General features: G+C 65.0%; 18 protein-coding genes and 2 tRNA genes. 15 read left to right on the forward strand and 5 right to left on the reverse strand.

From position 1 onward, the window contains the following. The first annotated feature begins 112 nt into the window (after positions 1-112). The 10 genes from gyrB (at position 113) to EJO69_RS08330 (ending at position 9,065) form a co-directional block, all read left to right on the forward strand. Positions 113-2,185: a DNA topoisomerase (ATP-hydrolyzing) subunit B gene (gene gyrB, locus EJO69_RS08290; RefSeq protein WP_126040932.1), complete on the forward strand. Its 2,073-nt coding sequence runs from the start codon at positions 113-115 to the stop codon at positions 2,183-2,185. Between the two features lie 8 nt (positions 2,186-2,193). Further along, the gene (gene gyrA / locus EJO69_RS08295; RefSeq protein ID WP_126040934.1) at positions 2,194-4,821 is read left to right on the forward strand and encodes a DNA gyrase subunit A; all 2,628 of its coding nucleotides are present in this window, start codon (positions 2,194-2,196) and stop codon (positions 4,819-4,821) included. Positions 4,822-4,826: 5 nt separating this feature from the next. Beyond that, on the forward strand, positions 4,827-5,249 hold the full coding sequence (locus tag EJO69_RS08300; RefSeq protein WP_245993591.1) for a DUF3566 domain-containing protein: 423 nt from the start codon (positions 4,827-4,829) through the stop codon (positions 5,247-5,249). Positions 5,250-5,445: 196 nt separating this feature from the next. Further along, positions 5,446-5,519, forward strand: a tRNA-Ile gene (locus EJO69_RS08305). A 20-nt stretch (positions 5,520-5,539) separates the two neighbouring features. Then, the gene (locus EJO69_RS12440; protein WP_211331397.1) at positions 5,540-5,665 is read left to right on the forward strand and encodes a DLW-39 family protein; all 126 of its coding nucleotides are present in this window, start codon (positions 5,540-5,542) and stop codon (positions 5,663-5,665) included. Then, positions 5,666-5,738, forward strand: a tRNA-Ala gene (locus tag EJO69_RS08310). 300 nt (positions 5,739-6,038) lie between these two features. After that, complete coding sequence (locus EJO69_RS08315) at positions 6,039-6,848, forward strand: ABC transporter ATP-binding protein (protein WP_126040935.1); 810 nt, start codon at positions 6,039-6,041, stop codon at positions 6,846-6,848. Next, positions 6,845-7,495, forward strand: coding sequence for an ABC transporter permease (locus tag EJO69_RS08320; RefSeq protein ID WP_126040937.1), 651 nt, complete (start codon positions 6,845-6,847; stop codon positions 7,493-7,495). Before EJO69_RS08315 ends, EJO69_RS08320 begins: the two co-directional genes overlap by 4 nt. Further along, positions 7,462-8,178 (forward strand): ABC transporter permease, encoded by a 717-nt coding sequence (locus EJO69_RS08325; RefSeq protein ID WP_211331398.1) that lies wholly within the window; start codon positions 7,462-7,464, stop codon positions 8,176-8,178. The genes EJO69_RS08320 and EJO69_RS08325 overlap by 34 nt, the downstream gene beginning before the upstream one ends. Beyond that, positions 8,175-9,065 carry an ABC transporter substrate-binding protein gene (locus EJO69_RS08330; protein WP_126040939.1) on the forward strand — a complete coding sequence of 297 codons (891 nt, stop codon included), beginning with the start codon at positions 8,175-8,177 and terminating at the stop codon, positions 9,063-9,065. Before EJO69_RS08325 ends, EJO69_RS08330 begins: the two co-directional genes overlap by 4 nt. Before the next feature lie 64 nt (positions 9,066-9,129). On the opposite strand, the gene EJO69_RS08335 is transcribed toward EJO69_RS08330, so the two are convergent. Further along, the gene (locus EJO69_RS08335) at positions 9,130-9,900 is read right to left on the reverse strand and encodes a hypothetical protein (protein WP_126040941.1); all 771 of its coding nucleotides are present in this window, start codon (positions 9,898-9,900) and stop codon (positions 9,130-9,132) included. A 148-nt stretch (positions 9,901-10,048) separates the two neighbouring features. On the opposite strand from EJO69_RS08335, the gene EJO69_RS08340 reads away from it, so the two are divergent. Further along, positions 10,049-10,570: a peptidylprolyl isomerase gene (locus EJO69_RS08340; protein ID WP_126040944.1), complete on the forward strand. Its 522-nt coding sequence runs from the start codon at positions 10,049-10,051 to the stop codon at positions 10,568-10,570. Continuing rightward, a complete protein-coding gene (locus EJO69_RS08345; protein ID WP_126040946.1) occupies positions 10,567-11,250 on the forward strand; it encodes a rhomboid family intramembrane serine protease in 684 nt (227 codons plus the stop codon). Before EJO69_RS08340 ends, EJO69_RS08345 begins: the two co-directional genes overlap by 4 nt. A 303-nt stretch (positions 11,251-11,553) precedes the next feature. Here EJO69_RS08345 and EJO69_RS08350 read toward each other — a convergent pair whose 3' ends face one another. After that, positions 11,554-12,879: an MATE family efflux transporter gene (locus EJO69_RS08350; protein WP_245993593.1), complete on the reverse strand. Its 1,326-nt coding sequence runs from the start codon at positions 12,877-12,879 to the stop codon at positions 11,554-11,556. A gap of 302 nt (positions 12,880-13,181) precedes the next feature. On the opposite strand from EJO69_RS08350, the gene dnaB reads away from it, so the two are divergent. Beyond that, positions 13,182-14,525, forward strand: coding sequence for a replicative DNA helicase (gene dnaB, locus EJO69_RS08355; protein WP_126040947.1), 1,344 nt, complete (start codon positions 13,182-13,184; stop codon positions 14,523-14,525). Positions 14,526-14,567: 42 nt separating this feature from the next. Here dnaB and EJO69_RS08360 read toward each other — a convergent pair whose 3' ends face one another. Genes EJO69_RS08360 through EJO69_RS08370 form a run of 3 tightly spaced genes read right to left on the reverse strand, consistent with a single transcriptional unit; the run spans position 14,568 to position 16,769 of the window. Beyond that, complete coding sequence (locus tag EJO69_RS08360) at positions 14,568-15,140, reverse strand: YdcF family protein (RefSeq protein WP_164519914.1); 573 nt, start codon at positions 15,138-15,140, stop codon at positions 14,568-14,570. After that, positions 15,124-15,939 carry a bifunctional hydroxymethylpyrimidine kinase/phosphomethylpyrimidine kinase gene (gene thiD / locus EJO69_RS08365; protein WP_342769201.1) on the reverse strand — a complete coding sequence of 272 codons (816 nt, stop codon included), beginning with the start codon at positions 15,937-15,939 and terminating at the stop codon, positions 15,124-15,126. The genes EJO69_RS08360 and thiD overlap by 17 nt, the downstream gene beginning before the upstream one ends. Continuing rightward, positions 15,936-16,769, reverse strand: coding sequence for an aldo/keto reductase (locus EJO69_RS08370; RefSeq protein WP_126040951.1), 834 nt, complete (start codon positions 16,767-16,769; stop codon positions 15,936-15,938). Before EJO69_RS08370 ends, thiD begins: the two co-directional genes overlap by 4 nt. 133 nt (positions 16,770-16,902) lie before the next feature. Here EJO69_RS08370 and EJO69_RS08375 point away from each other — a divergent pair, with 133 nt between their 5' ends. Together EJO69_RS08375 and EJO69_RS08380 are read left to right on the forward strand one after the other, a co-directional pair. After that, positions 16,903-17,253, forward strand: coding sequence for a VOC family protein (locus EJO69_RS08375; RefSeq protein WP_126040952.1), 351 nt, complete (start codon positions 16,903-16,905; stop codon positions 17,251-17,253). Further along, positions 17,223-17,774, forward strand: coding sequence for a methylated-DNA--[protein]-cysteine S-methyltransferase (locus EJO69_RS08380; protein WP_126040955.1), 552 nt, complete (start codon positions 17,223-17,225; stop codon positions 17,772-17,774). Before EJO69_RS08375 ends, EJO69_RS08380 begins: the two co-directional genes overlap by 31 nt. The last annotated feature ends 21 nt before the right edge of the window (positions 17,775-17,795 follow it).

Here is a 17,795-nt window from a genome sequence, read left to right on the forward strand (position 1 = left end):
CGGTAGAATGAGATGGGCCCCGATTCTGGGTTGACCTACTGGTCTCAGGGGCCAGGCCGCGAGAAGCGATTCTGAGTACGTTATCGGGGACGCCGGTCTGCATTGAACCTATATGAGGAGAATCCTGCACGTGGATGACGAACGCTCGCCCGAGACCCGCCGGCCCGGCACGGTCGATGAGAATCAGGCCTATGACGCCGCCGACATCACGGTCCTCGAGGGCCTCGAGGCGGTTCGCAAGCGACCGGGCATGTACATCGGCTCGACCGGCGAGCGGGGCCTGCACCACCTGGTATACGAGGTCGTCGACAACTCCGTCGATGAGGCTCTCGCCGGGTACTGCGACCATATCGAGGTGACGCTGCTGGAGAATGGTGGTGTTCAGGTCGTCGATAACGGGCGAGGAATCCCCGTGGCGATGCACCCGACCGAGGGTAAGCCTGCCGTTGAGGTCGTGATGACCGTCCTGCACGCCGGCGGCAAGTTCGGCAACGGCGGGTACGCGGTGTCGGGCGGCCTGCACGGCGTCGGCGTCTCCGTCGTCAACGCGCTGTCGACTCGGATGGCGACAGAGATTAAGCGGGACGGATCGTACTGGACGATCGGCTACGAGAACGGCGTCACCGTCGAACCTCTCGAGCAGGGGATCGCGACGGACGAGACGGGGACGACACAGACCTTCTGGCCGAACCCGAGCATCTTCGAGACGGTCGACTTCGACTTCGAGACTCTGCGCAAGCGCTTCCACCAGATGGCGTTCCTCAACAAGGGTCTGCGGATCACGCTCATCGACCACCGCCCCGAGGCTGTGCCCGAGGGTGACGAGGTGACGGGCGATGAACAGGGCACGGCGAATGACCCGATCATGGGCCATCGCGAAGTCTCCTACCGCTATGAGGGCGGGCTCCTCGACTACGTCAAGTTCCTCAACGGGATGAAGAAGGTCGAGCTCGTCCACCCGGACCCGATCTACTTCGAATCGGAGGACACCGAGAAGCAGATCTCCCTCGAGATCGCGATGCAGTGGACGGGTGCCTACTCGGAATCGATCCACACCTTCGCGAACACGATCAACACGACTGAGGGCGGTACCCACGAAGAGGGATTCCGGTCGGCGCTGACGACGATCATCAACAAGTACGCCCGCGAGAAGAGTCTCCTCAAGGACAAGGATCCGAACCTGTCGGGCGAGGACGTTCGAGAGGGCCTCACGGCCGTCATCTCCGTCAAGCTCGGCGAACCGCAGTTCGAGGGCCAGACGAAGACGAAGCTCGGCAACACCGAGGCCCGGACCTTCGTCCAGCAGCAGACCTATCAGCAGCTCGCCGACTGGTTCGACTCACACCCGAACGAGGCGCGGGACATCATTCGGAAGTCGACCCAGGCCTACCAGGCCAGGATCGCGGCGAGGAAGGCCCGTGAGGCGACGCGTCGCAAGTCTGTCCTCGAGTCGGCGTCGATGCCCGGCAAGCTCAAGGACTGCACATCAAGGAATCCCGCGGAGTGCGAGATCTACATCGTCGAGGGCGACTCGGCGGGTGGGTCAGCGGTCAACGGCCGCGATCCGAAGCACCAGGCGATCCTTCCCATCCGAGGAAAGATCCTCAACGTTGAGAAGGCACGGCTCGATCGTGCGCTCTCGTCCGATACCATCCAGTCCCTCATCACCGCCTTCGGCACCGGAGTCGGCGAAGAGTTCGACATCAGCAAGCTGCGGTACCACAAGGTCATCTTCATGGCGGATGCCGACGTCGATGGCCAGCACATCGCGACGCTCCTGCTCACCCTCGTCTACCGGTACATGCGGCCGCTCATCGAAGAGGGCCATGTGTTCCTCGCGATGCCGCCGCTCTACCGGATCAAGTGGACGAACGCCCCCCACGACTATGTCTTCTCCGATAAGGAGCGGGAGGAGGCTCTCGAGGCGGGCAGAGCCGCTGGCAAGAGGCTCCCGAAGGACAAGACAGTCGGCGCCATCCAGCGCTACAAGGGCCTGGGCGAGATGAACGACAGCGAGCTGTGGGACACGACGATGAACCCGGAGACCCGCACGCTCAAGCAGGTGGAGATCGGCGAGGCGGCCGCGACCGATGAGACGTTCTCGATCCTCATGGGTGAGGACGTCGAATCCCGCAGGAGCTTCATCCAGCGCAACGCGCACGACGTGCGCTTCCTCGATATTTAAGGGCAGCAGTGAGCGAAGAAACCGAAGTCTACAACCACGGCGCAATCGTCGAGGTCGATCTCCAGCGGGAGATGGAGAAGTCGTACCTCGACTACTCGATGTCCGTCATCGTCGGGCGTGCGCTGCCCGACGTCCGAGACGGGATGAAGCCCGTCCACCGCCGCGTCATCTACGCGATGTGGGACGGCGGCTACCGGCCGACCTCGTCCTTCTCAAAGTCGGCGAAGATCGTCGGCGATGTCATGGGTCACTACCACCCGCATGGCGACTCGGCGATCTACGACACGATGGTGCGCCTCGTCCAGCCGTGGAGCATGCGTTACCCGCTCGTGTCCGGCCAGGGCAACTTCGGTACGGCCGGCGACCTGGGGGCGGCAGCCCCCCGATACACCGAGGCGCGGATGGCGCCGCTCGCTGTTGAGATGGTGCGCGACATCGAGCAGGAGACCGTCGATTTCGAGCCGAACTACGATGGCTCGCTCATGGAGCCAAAGGTTCTCACCGCACGTTTCCCGAACCTGCTCGTCAACGGTTCCGAGGGCATCGCGGTCGGCATGGCGACCCGTATCCCGCCCCACAACCTCCGCGAGGTCGCCGAGGGAGCCCAGTGGTTCCTCGAGAACCCGGATGTGACGAAGGAGGAGCTGCTCGCGCAGCTCATGCTCCGCATCAAGGGTCCGGACTTCCCGAGCGGCGCAACGATCCTCGGGAAGAAGGGCATTGAGGACACGTACCGCACCGGCCGCGGCTCGATCACGCAGCGTGCGGTTGTCGAGGTCGATGAGATCAATGGTCGTCAGTGCCTCGTCGTCACGGACCTGCCCTACCAGGTCAACCCCGACCGGCTGCTCGAGAAGATGGTCGAGGGGATCAAGGAGGGGCGCCTGCCCGGCATCGCCGACATCCGCGACGAGACGTCGGGCCGCGCCGGCCAGCGCATCGTCATCGTCCTCAAGCGGGATGCCGTGGCGAAGGTCGTGCTCAACAACCTGTACAAGCACACGCAGCTGCAGAACAACTTCCCGGCCAACATGCTCGCCCTCGTCGACGGCGTTCCGCGCACGCTCTCGCTCGACGGCTTCATCCGGCATTGGGTGAACCACCAGATCGAGGTCATCCAGCGCCGGACAACCTTCCGTCTCCGGAAGGCGAAGGAGCTTCTCCACATCCTCACCGCCTATCTCAAGGCGCTCGATAATCTTGACGAGGTCATCGCCCTCATCCGTCGCTCGCCGACGGCCGACGTCGCCCGCGAGGGCCTCATCGAGCTTCTCGACATCGACGCGGAGCAGGCGAATGCGATCCTCTCCCTCCAGCTGCGCAGGCTTGCCGCGCTCGAGCGGCAGAAGATTCTTGATGATTACGCGAAGGCCGAAGCGGAGGTGCTCGATTACGAGGACATCCTCGCCCGCCCTGAGCGTCAGCGCTCGATCGTGTCATCGGAGCTCGCGGAGATCGTCGACAAGTTCGGTGACGAGCGTCGGACGAGGATTCTTCCCTTCGATGGGGAGATGTCAGTCGAGGACCTCATTCCCGAGGAGGATGTCGTCGTCACCGTCACCCGCGGCGGCTTCGCCAAGCGTACGAAGGTGTCGGAGTACCGTGCCCAGCATCGCGGCGGCAAGGGCGTGCGCGGAGCCTCGCTCCGCGGCGATGATGTCATCGATCGATTCGGGGTGGCCTCCACCCACGACTGGCATCTCTTCTTCACGAACCTCGGTCGTGTCTACCGGATCAAGGGCTACGAGATCCCCGAGGGAGGACGCGATTCGAAGGGCCAGCACGTGGCGAATCTGCTTGCATTCCAGCCGGGTGAGCACATCGTCACCGCCCTCAACATCTCGTCGTACACCGACGCGGAGTACCTCGTCCTCGCCACCCAGGATGGCCTCGTCAAGAAGACGAAGCTCGCGGATTTCGACTCCCCGCGCACAGGTGGCCTCATCGCCATCAGGCTGCGCGAGCACGTCGATGGGTCGACGGACCAGGTTGTGGCGGCACGGCTCGCCGACGACAGTGATGAGCTCATCCTTGTCTCGAAGAAGGGCCAATCGATCCGCTTCAGCGCGAACGACGACAGCCTGCGCCCCATGGGCCGAGCCACGTCGGGTGTACGCGGGATGAAGTTCCGTGACGACGACTCGCTGCTGTCGATGGACGTGGTCCGCGATGACTGTGAGGTGTTCGTTGTGACAGAGGGCGGGTTCGCGAAGCGGACACGCGTGTCGGAATACCGCAGCCAGGGCCGCGGCGGTTACGGAATCAAGGTCGCCAACCTGGTGGAGGAGCGCGGCGACCTCGTCGGTGCACTCATCACCCAGCCGACCGACGAGGTCCTCGTCATCATGAATTCCGGCAAGATCGTACGATCTGCAGTGGCCGAGGTGTCGTTGACAGGACGCAACACTCAGGGGGTCATGTTCGCTCGGCCCGATGCAACCGACAGGATCGTCGCGATCGCGAAGAACGTCGAGAGCGCCGTTGACCGCCTGCCGGGGGACAGCGCAGAGTCTGCCGGATCGGCGGAATCGACGTCTCCCGCGGACGTCGAGGCGCCGCTCCAGACCGAACCCAACGCGACGACGGACGACGGTGCGGTAGCGTCTGACGTAGACCATGCCGACGATGAGGACTGAGAGTGATGAGCATCGACGAGACGAAACAGGCTGAGGCGCCCGAGGCGAGGCCGGCGAGAACCCGACCCGGCATCCGCCGAGCTCATATGACGATCTCGAGGATCGATCCGTGGTCGGCGCTCAAGGTCTCCTTCCTCCTCGCGGTTGGCCTCGGTGTCATGATCGTCGTGTCGGCGGTTGTCCTGTGGATGGTGTTCGATGCGATGAACGTGTTCGCGTCGATTCGTGATCTTCTCGAGACACTCGGATCGGAACCGCTGCTCGAGCTCATGCAGTATCTCGAGTTCGGCCGCGTCGTCTCCTTCTCGATCATCGTCGCCGTCATCGACATCATCCTCTTCACGTTCCTCGGCGGAATCATGGCGCTTCTCTACAACCTGATCGCGGCGCTCGTCGGCGGTACGCACATCACCATCACCGACGAGTGACCGTCGCCGGCCGCGAGCTGTATGGAATTGCGGTCGACAGACGATCACGGTATGATAACGGCAGTGCCGTGGCCGCCAGTTGAATCATCCTGGCGGCCACGAGACATGTAAGTGTCGGCAGGCTCACGGTCAGCCCGTTTTGTAGGGAAGCGGCCGCTGGGTTAACCTTGTTTGGCACGTTGCAGCAACGTACAGAGGGCCTATAGCTCAGTCGGTTAGAGCGCTTCCCTGATAAGGAAGAGGTCGCTGGTTCGAGTCCAGCTAGGCCCACTCCCAACTGATTGGTGACCATGAAGAAGCTCGTGATGCTCCTCCTCGCCAGCGGCGTCGGCTATGCGGCGTGGCTGAGGATTGCGGCGGACCGTGCCAATCAGGCAGTATGGGAAGAGGTCGCGGACCCGGCTCCGACGATCTAGGGGGCTATGGCGCAATTGGTAGCGCATCTGCTTTGCAAGCAGAGGGTTCGGGGTTCGAGTCCCCGTGGCTCCACAGGAAAGCGCGGCACTTCGGTGCCGCGCTTCTGCATTGTCGCCGGGGCACGCTCGAACGACCGAGCCGTCCTGGCAAGCGCCCTGACGGTCGCAACATTCCCCACGCACCATTGAAGCTGTGAGCGTGGCACGACGATGATCCGGCTTCGCCGCGATCGGCCTGCGGCATGCTCGGCGGCGGGTACAGGGCGCGCCCGATAGTTGTCGCCGCATGGTTGCGTCTCGTGATGGAAGTTACAGATGTGGCTCACTTTGTCGCTAAGCTTGGCACCACCGTCAGACAAAGCGAGGTTCGCACATGATCCAGTTCCGTGAGGTGGGCAAGACGTACCCGGATGGAACCGTTGCCGTCGACAGCTTCACCTACACGGTCGACGATGGCAGGATCGTGGCGCTCGTCGGATCATCCGGCTCAGGCAAGACCACACTCCTGCGTATGGTCAATCGGATGGTCGAACCGACTCGCGGCAGTGTGCTCGTGGCCGGCAGGGACGTGGCGAGTCTCGACAGAGTCGCCCTGCGCCGCTCAATCGGGTACGTCCTCCAGGCGGGCGGACTCCTGCCGCACCGAACTGTTATCGACAACGTCGCGACTGTGCCGATTCTCCAGGGTGTGAAGCGGAGGGAGGCGAGGTCGGCGGCTGCGGAACTTCTGGAGCGCGTGGGCCTGAGCGCGGCGATGGGCCGGCGCTACCCGGCACAGCTGTCGGGCGGCCAGCAGCAGAGGGTGGGCGTCGCCCGGGCGCTCGCCGGCGACCCCACGGTGCTCCTCATGGACGAGCCGTTCGGAGCCGTGGATCCGATTGTGCGCCGCGACCTTCAGGATGAGCTGCGGAGGCTCCAGCGGGAGATTGGAAAGACCATCGTCCTCGTCACCCACGACATCGACGAGGCGTTCAACGTGGCCCACGATGTTGTCCTCCTTCGTCAGGGTGGGGTCATCGCGCAATCAGGGACGCCGGAGGAGATTCTGGCCAATCCGAAGGACCAGTACGTGCGCGACTTCATCGGAGCGGACCGGGCCGACCGGAACTTCTCGGTGAGGGAGATCGGGGGGCGCAGGATCGTCGTCGATGGTGATGGCCGCCCGGCGGGGCTCCTGCGATGACGTGGCTCTCACACTCCTGGGGCCGCATCGGAGAGCTGCTCCTCACCCACCTGTCGATCGCGATCCCGCCGATCATCTTTGCCATCCTCCTCGCTGTCCCCATCGGTCGAATCGCATTCCGCCACCCACGGGTCGGCGGCCCGCTGCTCTCGGCCGCGACGCTGCTGTACGCCATCCCGGCGCTGCCCCTCCTCATCGTCATCCCCGTCGTCTTCGGCACAAGCCTGCGGTCGCCGACGACGATCATCATTGCGCTGACCGCCTACGGGGTTGCCCTCCTCGTGCGGAGCGCGGCGGACGGCTTCGCGTCGGTCGAGACGACGGTCCGTGAGGCGGCGATCGCGGTCGGCTACTCGAACCGGCAGATGCTGTGGATGGTCGACCTGCCGCTCGCCACCCCTGTCATCATCTCCGGAGTCCGCGTCGTCACGGTCAGCACGGTCGGCTTGACGACGATCGGGGCGCTGGTCGGCATACCGAGCCTCGGGAGCCTCTTCACGGATGGTTTCCAGCGGGCGATCCCCGCCTCCGTCATCACCGGCATCCTCCTGACGGTCATCGTCGCGCTCCTCCTCGACGGCATCGTCCAGTACGTCGGTCGGCGGATCACGCCATGGACGAGGGCGACATCGGCGGTGCCGGCATGATCCTCGAGGACACGATCGCCTGGCTGACCGATGCAGACCGCTGGACGGGGGCCGGCAGCATTCCTCAGCGCCTGGCCGAGCACGTCGGCATCACATTCCTCGTCGTCCTCCTCGGCGCGCTCATCGCCATCCCAGTCGGCATCCTCATCGGGCATTCGCGGCGCGGGAAGACCGCGGTCGTGGGCCTTGCTGGCGCGCTCCGAGCCATTCCATCTCTTGGCCTGCTCACCCTCGTTGGCCTCTATCTGGGGATCGGGCTCAAGGCCCCGATCGTCGCCCTCCTCGTCCTCGCCATTCCGTCGCTCCTCGCGGGGGCCTACGCGGGTGTCGAATCCGTCGACCGGCAGACGGTCGATGCGGCGCGGGCGATCGGCATGAGCGAGTGGCAGATCATCACGCGGGTGGAGCTGCCGCTCGCGTCCCCTGTCATCATCGGCGGGATCCGCGCCGCCACCCTCCAGGTCGTGGCCACGGCGACCCTGGCCGCGTATGTCTCTGACTATGGGCTGGGTCGGTATGTATTCTCAGGCCTCAAGGGTGGAGACTATTCGCCCATGCTCGGCGGCGCGATCCTCGTCTCGGTTCTCGCCATCGTTCTTGAACTCATCCTTGCGGGCGTCCACTCCGTCTCCCGCAGACTCTCCGATCCGGCAAGCACAGCTACTGCAAAGGGAACATTATGAAACGCATCATCGCCATCGCAGCCGTCCTCGGACTGGGCCTTGCGGCCTGTTCGGATGACGACCCGCTCGAGTCTGGAGGGGAGCAGCAGGCCGACGCGATCGTCATCGGCTCCCAGGACTACTACTCGAACGAGATCATCGCCGAGATCTACGCCCAGGCGCTTGAAGCGGAGGGGTACGAGGTCAAGAGGGACTTCCGCATCGGCCAGCGCGAGGCCTACGTTCCCGACATCGAATCCGGCGAGATTGACCTGTTCCCCGAGTACTCCGGGCCGCTCCTGCGCTACTGGGAGGGTGAGACGGACGTGAGGGAGGCCGATGAGGTCTACGAGGCGCTCGGCGGCGCCGCGCCCGATGGCATCCGCCTTCTCGACTACTCGCCGGCGACCGACCAGGACGCCTACTTCGTGACGACGGAGTTTGCGGAGGAGTGGGGCCTCGAGTCGCTCGCCGACCTGGCCGATGTGGATGTCCCCATTGTCATCGGAGGCAACTCCGAGCTCGAGACGAGGCCGAATGGTCCCGATGGTCTCAAGGAGTTCTACGGCGTCGATGTCGGGTTCACCCCGATTGAGGATGGCGGGGGCCAGCTGACGGTCAACGCACTCGAGGCCGACGATATTCAGATGGCGCTCATCTACACCGCCGATCCGAAGATCGCCGATCTCGACATCGTCATGCTCGAGGACACCGAGAACATGTTCCTCGCCTCGCACGTCGTGCCCATCGCCTCCGAGAACGTCGACGAGGGGGCCGAGGAGATCATCAACAGGATCAGCGCGGCAATGGATACCGACGCGCTCGTCGCACTCAATGCGCGCTCGGTGAACGAGCAGCTGCCGGCCTCGACGATCGCCGCAGACTGGCTCGCCGAGCAGGACCTCTGAGTCCGATCCAGCCCAGCATACGAAGGAGGAGGCCCGAATCATCGGGCCTCCTCCTCGTCTCTGACTAGCTGTTCTCGGGCTTGCCGAGATCCGACCTGCGGTCGGCATCGGCCAGACCGGCCTGTGCGGCCGCCTCGGCCTCGCTCAGCGGGGGCGTGTCGACCTTCTCGCCCTGGACGGGGTCGTTGACGACGGCCTGAGCCTCGGCGACCGGGTCGACCGGGGCGGGGGGCGTCGGCTCAGCGGCACGCGCGGCGGCGTCCTCAGCGGCGATGTCCTCCCAGTAGGCCTCTGCCCACGGGTCCTCGACGGGCTGGCTGCGCTTCCAGACGACGTAGCCGATGCCGGCGGCGGATGCGGCGACGACGAGCCAGCCGAAGCGCATGCCGCGCCTCTTCTTGGCGGGCGGCGTCGTGAGGGCCTTGGAGGACGCGGCGGAGATGGCCTGCGCCCTGCTCTTGAGGTCACCCTCCTTGGCGGCTTCAATGCGGGCGGCCTCGGCGGCCGCGCGCAGGCGCGGAAGGTAGTCCTGCTCCCACATCTCGCCCGCGTGGTGGGTGGCATCCTGTGCCCGGCGGGACGCCGTCTCGATCTTCGGTGCGGCCCACTTCGCGCCGTGGTCTGCGTAGCGCTTGGCCTGCTTGCTCGCGCGGGTTGCGTAGACGTTGGCCTCGCTGCCCGCCTTCTCCGCGAAGTGCTTCGCGTGCTCGCTGAGGCTTCCCGCACGGGTGCCGAGGAGCTCTGCCCACTCGTGCGCCTGGCGGCTCAGCACGTCTCCCAATTCCCCAGTCTGGGACTTCGCCAGCTCTGGAGCGCTCTTCTTCTTGCCGAACATTCGACACCTCCATGTGGATGGTAGTAACCCAATGAAGTCTATCTCTCATCAAACACCTCTGCTGGCCTTGAGGAAACTTGGCAGTGAAATACGCCGATGGCGCAAGGAGATGTTGGGACGGGGGGCTGTTAGTGGGAAGATGGTCCACATGAAAGCAACACTGCATACGAATCATGGCGACATCGTCGTCGAACTGTACCCCAACCACGCCCCCGCGACAGTCGCCAACTTCACCGAGCTCGCGACCGGCGAGCGCGAATGGCAGGACCCGAAGACGGGCGAGCGCACCTCCGAGCCGCTGTACAACGGCGTTGTCTTCCACCGCATCATCCCCGGCTTCATGATCCAGGGCGGCGACCCCCTCGGCACGGGCACCGGCGGCCCGGGCTACAACTTCGACGATGAGATCCACCCGGAGCTCACGTTCACCGAGCCCTACGTGCTCGCAATGGCGAACGCGGGCAAGATCCAGGGTCGCGGCACGAACGGCTCGCAGTTCTTCATCACGGTCGCCCCCACGACGTGGCTGCAGGGCAACCACACGATCTTCGGCCGCGTCGCCGACGAGGAGTCGCGAGGCGTCGTCGACGCCATCGCAGCGGTCCCCACGAACGCACAGGATCGCCCGCTCGAAGACGTCGTCATCAACTCCATCTCCGTCTCTTCATGACCGACGATCCGGATCCGGTGCCGGCTGACCGCACGCCGGATCCGGATAGACGACCCCGACGACGGCGGCCCCTCCCGGTCGTCACCATCGCGCTCATCGCGATCTGCGTGGCGCTCTACGGAGTGGGCCGGCTGTGGTCGGAGATCGACTCAGCCCTCATCTTCGCGCCGTGGTTGGGTGAGGTCGAGCCGTATCGGTTCATCGGCTCCGCCTTCATCCACGCCGATTTCTGGCATCTCATCTTCAACATGTATGCCCTCTGGCTTGTCGGCCAGGCGATCGAGCCGGTCCTCGGACGATGGCGCTTCATCGGGCTCTATGCACTCTCCGCGATCGCGGGCAATGTCGCCGTGCTCGCCCTAGCCGACCCGACGGGGATCAGCTACTACACCTTCGTCGTCGGTGCCTCAGGCGCAGTCTTCGGGCTGTTCGGCGCGCTCTTCGTCATCGCACGCGGTCTCTCCCGTGACACGACACCGCTGCTCATCCTCCTCGCCATCAACCTCGTCTTCGGATTCATTGTCGAGGGGATCTCGTGGCAGTCCCATATCGGCGGACTCCTCATCGGAATGCTGCTCGCGTACATCTATACGAAGTCCCAGAAGATGTGGACCAACATCGCAGCAGCGGGAGCTGTGCTGGCGGGCCTTGCCTGTACGGCCTATTTCATCTATCTCTGAGCGCTGGGACGTTCCTCCCGAATCCGCCCTGTGGGGCGGATTACTTATTTCTTTCCCACAACACGGTTTCTCACACCCTCCCTCGCTTATCCACAGAGTTGTGCACAGCTGGGGATAGTTGCCTCATCGAACTACCGTCTAACCGCTGGCAGATCGCGGAATTACATGGGTGTACTTATCCACCTGTGGAGAGATTCTGTGGATAACTCTGGAGAGCTTCCACAGGGGTGGATGAGTTTGTGGGTAAGACGTCCGTGTGCTAGTAGCAGGCCATGCTCGCGACGCCGACCGTTTGCGTGCCGTTCACCGGGACTCGCCGAGAACGATCCACCGATCGCCGCGGGTGCGGGCGAAGAGTGTTGCGCTCCGCAGGCCCATGAAGATGCTCGCGTAGCCCGCCCAGAGAAGGATGAGGCCGAGCCGGCCGAGGTCGCTGCCGGGACCCGCGAGCAGTGCGGGGACCGGGGCGTAGGCGAGTAGCGCGACCAGCATCATCACCGCGAGGTGTCTCATGTCGCCCGCTCCGATGAGGACGCCGTCGAGCATGTAGGCGACCGCCGCGATCGGCAGGCCGATCGCGCAGACGATGAGACCGGCCCGGGCCCAGTCGACCACCGCGTCCGAGGAGGAGAACGCCTGGGGAATCCACGCCGAGCCGAGGGCGAGGACGAGGCCGAGGAGGATGCCGACGCCAATACCCCACTGCAGGCATCGAGCAAGGACGGCCCGGACCCTGCTCTCAGCTCGTGCCCCGAGGGCCTGCCCGACGAGGGCCTGTGCGGCGATCGCGAGAGCGTCGAGGCCGTAGGCGGCGAAGTTCCATACCGCGTTGATGATCTGGTGGGCGGCGAGGGCGGTCGTACCGAGGGCCGCCGCCGCTGTGACGGTGAGGAGGATGGAGGCCCGGAGGCTGAGCGTGCGGATGATGAGGGGAACGGAGTCGCGAAGGGACCTGAGCACGCCCGCCCCGGAGGGGAGGAGGGAGGCGCCCTCCCGTGAGGCCTCTCGGACGACGACGGCGGCGAGAGCGATCCCCATGCCGGTCTGTGCGAGCGCGGTTCCGTAGCCCGCTCCCGCGGTCCCGAGTCCGGCCGGGTAGATGAGGAGGTAGGAGAGCGGGATATTGGCGAGAGCACCGATTGTCGCGACGGTGAGTGGCGTTCGCGTGTCGAGCATGCCGCGCACGGTTCCGGTGGCCGCGAGGACGGTGAGCATGCCTGGCAGTCCCCACGCGCTTGCGGCGAGATAGGAGCGGCCCTCGATCAGCACGGCCTCCTCCGGATTGAACCAGCCGAGGATCGTCTCTCCGCCCACGAGGAGGGTGAGTCCGAGCAGCGCACCGAGCCCGGCTGCGAGCCAGAGACCATCCACACCGAGCCGCAGCGCCTTCTGCCGGTTGCCTGCGCCGAAGTGGCGGGCGGTCGACGCGGTCGTGGCATAGGCGAGAAAGATGCAGATTCCGACGATCGTCGTAAGGATCGTTGAGGCGAGGGACAGCCCCGCGAGGGGGGTGACTCCGAGGCGGCCGACGAGTGCCGTATCGACGAGGACGAGGGTCGGTTCCGCGAGGAGTGTCGCGAGAGTCGGCAGGGCCAGCCCGAGGATCTGGCGGTCGAGGGTGTTCTTCACGACCCCACTGTAGGACGGCCTCAAGCTGGCCTTGAAGGTCGCAGCGACCTTGGAGTGTTGGTCATCTGTCCCCACTTGACGTTATCCACAGGTGTGGAGAGAACTGGGGATGATTTCCGCGAATTAGCGGCCTTTCCAGCGGTTGACAATGAGGCTCGGTGTCTTTCTGTGGAAAACCGGCCGTTGTGTCCCCAGGTTATCCACGGTCAGAATGGCGTGTCTCCACTGACAACGTGCGAATGTCCACAGGTTATCCACAGTCCGAAGGTGGGTATAGTCCACGTAGACGGAAAAGGAGACACATGAGCGAATCTGGCGGTTTCGAGCGGACCCCGCCGCAGAATATTGAGGCTGAGATGTCGGTTCTGGGCGGCATGCTGCTGTCCAAGGATGCGGTCGCGGACGTGACCGAGATTCTCAAGCCCGACGACTTCTACAGGCCTTCGCACAGCCTCATCTTCGAGATCATCATGCAGTTCTTCGGCGAGGGCCAGCCCGCGGACGCGGTGACGGTCGGCAGCGAGCTGCAGCGCCGCGGGGAGCTCGAGCGCGTGGGCGGACTGCCCTACCTCCACTCCCTCGTCGCCTCGGTCCCGACCGCGGCGAACGCCTCCTACTACGCGACGATCGTCCGCGAGCAGGCCCAGCTCCGCAGTCTTGTCGAAGCGGGGACACGAATCGTCCAGCTCGGCTACTCGACGGATGGCGCTGAGGTCGATCAGCTCGTCAACATGGCGCAGTCCGAGGTCTACTCGCTCACCGACACGGCCGAGAACCGCGAATACGCCGCCATGGAGGCGATCGTCAATGACCTCGTCGAAACCCTCGAGCACAACGAGTCGAGGGGAGGGGAGCTCGATGGCATCCCCTCGGGATTCCGCCCCGTCGACGACATGCTCAACGGCTTCCGCGGCGGTCAGATGATCATCGTCGCCGCCCGCCCCGGCGCCGGCAAGTCAACGTTCGCGATGGACGTGTGCCGTGCCGCCTCCGTCCACAACAACCTGCCGTCTGTCTACTTCTCCCTCGAGATGAACAGGACGGAGCTGTCGATGCGCGTGCTCGCGGCCGAGTCCAGCGTGTTCCTCGATCGGATGATCAAGGGGAACATGACGGCCGATGACTGGCGCCGCGTCGTTGTCGGTCTCGAGCGGATCTCGAAGGCCCCCCTCATCGTCGACGATTCTCCCAACCTGACAATGGCGGAGATCCGGGCCAAGTGCCGCCGGCTCAAGCAGCAGCACGACATTCAGCTCATCGTCATCGACTACCTCCAGCTGCTCACCTCCGGCGCGAAGCATGTCGAGTCCCGTCAGCAGGAGGTCTCCGACTTCTCTCGATCGATCAAGCTGCTCGCCAAGGAGCTCAACGTCCCGATCATCGCCGTCGCCCAGCTCAACCGCGACTCCGAGAAGCGCGAGACGAAGAAGCCGATGGTCTCGGACCTGCGCGAATCCGGCTCGCTCGAGCAGGACGCGGACGTCGTCATCCTTCTCCACCGCGAAGACATGTACAAGTCCCGCGAGGAGCAGCCAAGTGGACTCGGCGAGGTCATCGTCGGCAAACATCGTGCCGGCCCGGTCGGCTCGATCATGCTGAGCTTCCAGGGCCACTACGCCCGGTTCGTCGAGGCCGCCGAGATCTAGGCTCCGCGGAGGGGGATGTCCGAGGCGTCGGGACCCGCACGCTCACCCGGGGGTCAACCGTCTCCTCATCGCCCGCCCACCCCAGAGAATGAGGGCGCCGATCTCGCGAAGGACGGCCCTTGGGCTGGTGGGGTGATGAGCGGCGACTGCCCGGGGGACAAAGCCGAGCGTCCTCGCCATGAGGAGCGCGCGGGGCAGGTGGTAGGAGGACGTCACGATCGTGACGGGTACACCCTCCAGTGAATACTGGGCGAGCGAGGCTGGATTTGGGGCCTGCTCGAACGGCCGTCCCGCCCACGCGTCAGGGAAGCCGGGATCCGTGAGAATGGCACGCAGGTGGAGCAGATTCTCCTCGGTCGTCCCCGAGCGGGCCTCTTCGATGAGGACGGAGCGGGGGATACCATGCTGCTCGAGCAGGGAGGCCATGACGCGGGCCTCCGGCTCGCTGCCATCGCCCCCGCCGAGGCAGAAGACGTAGGGCTCGATGCCATGGGCGGCGGCTGATCTCCACTGCGCGGCCGCCGCAGCCACCCGGGAGCGCAGTGCGGGCGAGGCAACCCCGTCCCGCACCGTGCTCCCGAGAACCGCGATGATCGGTCTAGTGCGAGTACGCACCCTGCCACACGGTGTCGTACGGCGGGTGGGCGACGATCCTGTGCTCAATGCCCGCCGTCACCATGTCCTTGGCGACCTGCACGGCCTGCTTGAGCTCGGTGCCCTTCGCCAGTTCGGCGGTGATGGCGGCCGCGAGCGTGCATCCCGCGCCGTTGACGCGGTGTTCGCCGACCTTCGGTGCGCGGTAGATCGTGGCCTCGCTGCCGTCCCACAGGACGTCGATCGCCTCATCGCCCGGAAGGTCGATGCCGCCCTTGACGACGACCGCCTTCGGTCCGGTGTCGGCGATCCGCTTCGCGGCCTCAATGAGGTCGTCGACCGTCTCGAGGGAATCCATGCCTGCGAGCGTGCGCGCCTCGAAGTGGTTCGGGGTCGTCACAGTCGCCTGCGAGAGGACCTCGCGGCGCAGCGCGGCATCGGTGTCGAAGGCCTGACCCGGCTCCTGACCCTTGCAGATGAGGACGGGGTCGACGACGATGTTCTTCCACGGCTGGGAGCGCAGCCCCTCTGCCACCGTCTCGATGGTGGGAACGGTGCCGAGCATGCCGATCTTCACGGTGTCGAGGTCGAAGGCCGCAGTGGCGGCAGCGATCTGCTCGGCGATGAGGTCGGCGGGCATCGGCGTGAAGCTGTGGTTCCAGTCGTTGTCGGGATGCAGGGCCACGACGCATGTGATCGTGCTGAGTCCGTAGGTGCCCAGCTCGTGGAACGTCCGGAGATCGACCTGGAGGCCGGCGACGCCGGCCGATTCAGATCCTGCGATCGTGTACGCGAATGTCATGATGTCCTTTCCGATCACAGCCGATCCATCGTGCGAGGGTTCGAACCCTGTCGGCCCTCCTCGCCACGGTCGAGCGCTGTGATGTTCTCATAATCCTGCTCGGTGAGCGGTACGTCAAAAATGTCCATATTGGAGATAATGCGCTCGGGTGTGACGGACTTGGGGATGACAACGTCGCCACGGTGGATGTGCCACGCGAGGACAACCTGCGCGGGGGTGGCTCCGATCCGCTCCGCGATCCGGGCGATGACGGGGTCACCAAGGGCGGCGCCCCGGCCGAGCGGGGACCACGCCTGCGTGACGATCCCGGCCTCGGCGTTCTTCCGGCGGGACTCCTCGTTCGTGAAGTAGGGGTGGACCTCGATCTGGTTGACGGCGGGGACGATGTCGCTGCCGTTCAGAAGGACGTCGATGTGTTCGGGCAGGAAGTTCGAGACGCCGATCGAGGTCGACCTGCCGTCCGCATAGAACTCCTCGAGAACCTTCCACGTCGACAGGAAGTCGCCACCGTAGAGGGTCGGCAGGGGCCAGTGGATGAGGAAGAGGTCGACGTAGTCGGTCTGGAGATCCTCGAGGGATTGGGCGAACGAGGAGCGGGCGGCATCCGCCTCATGATTCGTATTGTTGAGCTTCGTCGTCAGGAAGATCTCGCTCCGGGGAATCCCGGACTGGGCGATGGCCTGACCGACCTCGGCTTCGTTGCCGTACATCTGGGCCGTGTCGATGTGGCGGTAGCCGGCCTCGAGTGCGAGCGTGACCGCGTGGACCGTGTCGGAGGGTGCGATCTTGTAGGTGCCGTAGCCGAGCTGGGGGATGGAGTGCCCTGTGTTCATCGTCAATTCAGTCATGGCCCCATTCTCTCCCGCCCCGGCCGAATGCGACAGCGCAGAGAAACAGCCATCAATCGGACACCGTGCTCACTGAATGAAACTGCAGGTCATTCGTGCGCCACGACCGCATCGCACTTGCTAACTTTGTGTCATGCAGATCATACCGATCCTTGTCGTCGACGATGTCGAGGAGGCTCTGGACTTCTACACCAGAGCCTTCCGCGCTCGCGTCTACAAGGTCGTCGGCGACATCACGGCGATGCAGGTGCAGGATCAGGCATTCGGGGTCCGCAGAGGCGATGAGGACGAGCTCGAATCGTCCTGTGACCGAGTCCGCCTCGTCATCGAGACCGCCGCCCCGGAAGTCCTCCAGGAGGCCGCGCTCAACTTTGGCGCGGAAATCATCGAGCCCGTCGACTACCGTGATTCAGGCGTCCGCGCTGGGCGCTTCATCGACCCGTTTGGATTCCAATGGACAACGACAACACCCGTCCCCCGCTAGGCGGGGTCTACGACCTCGGATTCGCGACGCTGTCCGTCTTCGTCGACGCCGGCGGCTCCGTCATCGCCTCCAGCTTCAAAAGCCTCGACGAGATTGCTGCGGGCCGGCCCTACACACGAGGTGATCTTCCCGAGCATGTTGCACAGGCTCTCGACGCGTGGAGGGAGGGCTACTTCGAACCGCTCATGGAGGTCCCGGTCCGGATCACCGGGACGCCGCGGCTCATGCAGATGAGGAGCGCACTGCGGAGCGTGCCGGCGGGCGAGGTCATCACCTACAGCGACCTTGCCGAGAGGGCCGGTCTGCCTGGCCTCTCTCGCCTCGCGGGCCGGGCCTGCTCGGAGAACCCCTGCCTCCTCTTCGTCCCCTGCCACAGAGTCGTTGCCGCCTCCAACGTCGGCCCGCCCGTCATCGCCGGCTCCTACGCGGGCACCGGCGAGGTCAAGCAACTCCTGCTCGAGCACGAAGGAGTGGCCGTGAGGAGTGGCCCCGCCCCGCGCGACGACGCATCCGGCTTCTGAGGCGCGACCGCTCGAGGTGGT

The organism is Flaviflexus salsibiostraticola (assembly GCF_003952265.1).
GTDB lineage: Bacteria > Actinomycetota > Actinomycetes > Actinomycetales > Actinomycetaceae > Flaviflexus > Flaviflexus salsibiostraticola.